Source organism: Caulobacter sp. HMWF025 (genome assembly GCF_003060965.1).
GTDB lineage: Bacteria > Pseudomonadota > Alphaproteobacteria > Caulobacterales > Caulobacteraceae > Caulobacter.
The window spans coordinates 1-1,163 of sequence record NZ_QAII01000015.1; the positions used below are offsets into that span (position 1 = coordinate 1).

The 1,163-nt window shown below is 59.8% G+C and carries 1 protein-coding gene and 1 pseudogene; both read right to left on the minus strand.

The features are described 5' to 3' along the window. Positions 1 to 225 (minus strand): annotated as a pseudogene (locus tag DBR10_RS19615) (tyrosine-type recombinase/integrase); the annotation flags it as partial. Between the two features lie 78 nt (positions 226 to 303). Continuing rightward, positions 304 to 1,163, minus strand: an 860-nt coding sequence (locus tag DBR10_RS18995; RefSeq protein WP_158273148.1) for a hypothetical protein, incomplete at its 5' end; no start/stop codon positions are given.

The window sequence follows — 1,163 nt, forward strand, 5'->3', positions numbered from 1 at the left end:
CTTCTTCGCGATCGCATCGCGTATCTCGATCGCGTTAGAAACGCGGCCGTTCGCGCCAAGCACCATCGACCAATCAAGACCAGCCACTTCGCACGCTCGCAAACCTGCCAGGGCGGTGAGGAGCAGTATGACGCGATCTCTAAGCGGCACCTTTGAATGAGCAACGTGTTTGAGCGCCCGCTTGAGTGTGGCAGGCGTCAACGCCTTTGCCTGTCGTCCAGTCATGGTTTTGTTCCTTTCTTGGCATGGCAAAGCCCCCCGCTAGCCGTCGCTAGGGGGCTCAATGGATGTGGAAAATCCGGCTCAGTGTGTCTGGAAGAGTCGCACCAGTACGCTCATGCGTGAGCCAGGCCTTCGGTACGCAAAGCCATCTATGGGGCGGAGCAAATGGGAGCGACGATGTTGGTGCTGGCGCAGATGAGCAGATGGCACATCTGCCGAAGCCAGCGGACTCGCGTCGAATGCCTTGGGGAGCTTCTTCGCGAAATGGCCTGCGCCAATTGTTGCAGAGCCGCCTAGGGCGGCGCTAGCCGTGGCAAGACCATGGCGCTGCCAGTAGACCTCTCCGCCTGGACGCTCAAATCCGTGGATCGCCACCAGGTGAATGGTCGGACGCTCTAACTTAAGCCGCGCAGCGTAGCGGCCCAGCAGAACGCTCGCCTCATCCCGATGCGGCCAGCGCCAGAACGTTTGTGGGTGACCAAAGAAGCGAAGGGTGCCGCGCTTCTGGGTAGGGCCAATTGCCAACTCAGCGAGAGCAAAAGCATCGTAGCAAACGCTGAGCATCGCCTGGTCGCCATTGGGAAGGCGGAGGTAGCGCCCCCTATCGCCAAAATCGTCTTCAAACAGGAGGTAGGGCACCCTCCCCCATTCATTCGTATCGCCGTCGACCGGAAAGATCTTTCGCGCGAATGCCCGGCATTGGTGCTGATCAAACGCGACTACAAGTTGGTCGCCGCGAAAGCCGTGGCTTGGACGATTGGTATCGATCCCAGCGATGACCAGGCACCCCGGAGAGCGGGCAGACAGCTTCTTGGCAATGAGCCGGCAGCCTTCACCCACCTCGGTCTCATCGATCAGTTCAAACCGCTCGTGAGACGAAAGCGGCCCAAACCAGATGTTCAGTCGAAAGTAGCCGGCGGGGAGCAAAAGCGCGTCGATGT